This is a genomic window from Streptomyces sp. NPDC057543 (assembly GCF_042801895.1).
Taxonomy (GTDB): domain Bacteria; phylum Actinomycetota; class Actinomycetes; order Streptomycetales; family Streptomycetaceae; genus Streptomyces.
On sequence record NZ_JBHVFF010000552.1, the window covers coordinates 1 to 2044 of the forward strand.

At 70.8% G+C, this 2044-nt stretch carries 2 protein-coding genes; one reads left to right on the top strand and one right to left on the bottom strand.

The features are described 5' to 3' along the window. Positions 1-39: 39 nt before the first annotated feature. Complete coding sequence (locus tag ACFU8Q_RS41180) at positions 40-1107, bottom strand: mechanosensitive ion channel family protein (RefSeq protein WP_384465260.1); 1068 nt, start codon at positions 1105-1107, stop codon at positions 40-42. A 365-nt stretch (positions 1108-1472) separates the two neighbouring features. Here ACFU8Q_RS41180 and ACFU8Q_RS41185 point away from each other — a divergent pair, with 365 nt between their 5' ends. Continuing rightward, positions 1473-2009: an HNH endonuclease gene (locus ACFU8Q_RS41185; RefSeq protein ID WP_266746230.1), complete on the top strand. Its 537-nt coding sequence runs from the start codon at positions 1473-1475 to the stop codon at positions 2007-2009. Positions 2010-2044: the final 35 nt, after the last annotated feature.

The following is a 2044-nucleotide window of genomic DNA, read 5'->3' on the forward strand; positions in this document are numbered from 1 at the left end:
CCTCGCGGGGCGCCCCTCACTCGAACGGAACGACCGGTCCTACTTCGACATGTTCGGCGGCGGGGTGATCGGTGTCGCGGCCAGGGACTGCGGTGACGTCGCCGACGCGTAGGCCGAGGGGGCGGCCATGGCGGCCGTCGGGTCGGCCGCGGACGGCTCGTCCGCCTGGGGCGGGACGGCGCCGACCATGCGGATGCCCGACTCGTCGAAGGCCTGCTTGATCCGCCAGCGCAGCTCGCGCTCGACCCCCAGCGCCTTGCCCGGCATCGTCTTCGCGGTCACCCGGACCGTCATCGAGTCCAGCAGCACGGCGTCCAGGCCCAGGATCTCCACAGGACCCCACAGCCGCTCGTTCCACGGGTCCTCCTTGGCCATCGCCGTGGCGGCCTCGGTGATCACCGTACGGACCTTGTCCAGGTCCTCCGTGAGGCGCACGGTCACATCGACGCCGGCGGTGGACCAGCCCTGGCTGAGGTTGCCGATCCGCTTCACCTCGCCGTTGCGGACGTACCAGATCTCACCGTTGTCACCGCGCAGCTTGGTGACCCGCAGGCCGACCTCGATGACCTCACCGGAGGCGACGCCCGCGTCCACGGTGTCGCCCACGCCGTACTGATCCTCGAGGATCATGAAGACGCCGGAGAGGAAGTCGGTGACCAGGTTGCGCGCACCGAAACCGAGCGCGACACCGGCCACACCGGCGGAGGCCAGCAGCGGGGCCAGATTGATCTGGAAGGCGCCCAGGATCATCAGCGCGGCCGTGCCGAGGATCAGGAACGAAGCGACCGAGCGGAGAACGGAACCGATCGCCTCGGAGCGCTGACGGCGGCGTTCGGCATTGACCAGCAGCCCGCCCAGCGCGGTGCCCTCCACCGCCTGGGCGCTGCGGTTCATCCGGTCGATGAGCTTGGTGAGTGCACGGCGGATCGCGATGCGCAACACGATCGCGATCGCGGCGATGAGCACGATGCGCAGACCGATGCTCAGCCAGGTGGACCAGTTCTCCTCCACCCAGCTTGCGGCGTTGCCGGCCTGCTCGGCGGCCTCGTCCAGCGAGCCACCGGACCCGGGCGAGGGGGCTGCGGCCAACAGGGCGGACGGGAGCACGGTGGAACCTCCAGATGGACGACGGCGGACCAACCACACTAACGGGGCATCGGGAGTGTTCCGTTGCCGTGACCAGGGGGAGAGACGCGCCTCACGAGGGGATTCGGGGAAAGTGAGGAGGTTACGGGACGGAGCTCGTACGGGCGGCATGTGGCCGATCGCACATCGGGCCGCGGTCGCCGCGGCAGCGGCCCGGAAGCGCCTGTTCCGGCCCGCGGTGGCGGTACGGGCGGCCGGGAGCGGAGAAAAATCCTTCCGGCCCGTTACCCGCACGTGGTGGCGCTTCGACCAGGCGTAAGGAGAAACTGAGATCGGATCGTCCCGGCGCGAGCCACGCGCCGCCGGCGTACAAGGAGGCATCCACCGTGCCGCATGTCCTGGTTCTCAACGCGTCGTACGAGCCGCTCGGCGTCGTACCGCTCCGCCGCGCGCTCGTCCTCGTGCTCGAAAACAAGGCCATCTGTCTTGAGGAGTCGGGCGCCTTCATGCACAGTGCCACCCGGGCCGTCCCGGCCCCCAGCGTCGTCCGCCTGAAGCGGTTCGTACGGGTCCCGTACCGGGGGCCCGTACCGCTCACCCGCAGGGCGCTCTTCGCCCGGGACGGGGGGCGCTGCATGTACTGCGGCGCCGCCGCGACCAGCGTCGACCACGTCATTCCGCGCAGCCGCGGCGGACAGCACGCCTGGGACAACGTCGTGGCGGCCTGCCGCCGCTGCAACCACGTCAAGGCGGACCGGCACCTGCCGGAGCTCGGCTGGCGGCTGCACCAGACGCCTGCCCCGCCGACGGGCCTCGCCTGGCGCATCATCGGGACGGGACACCGCGACCCACGCTGGCTGCCGTACTTGCAACCGTTCGGCGCGGACGACGCGATGGCCCGGATCGACGGCATCTCAGCCTGAGAGATCCGGGCCTTCGTCGTCCCCGGGGCCGGGGG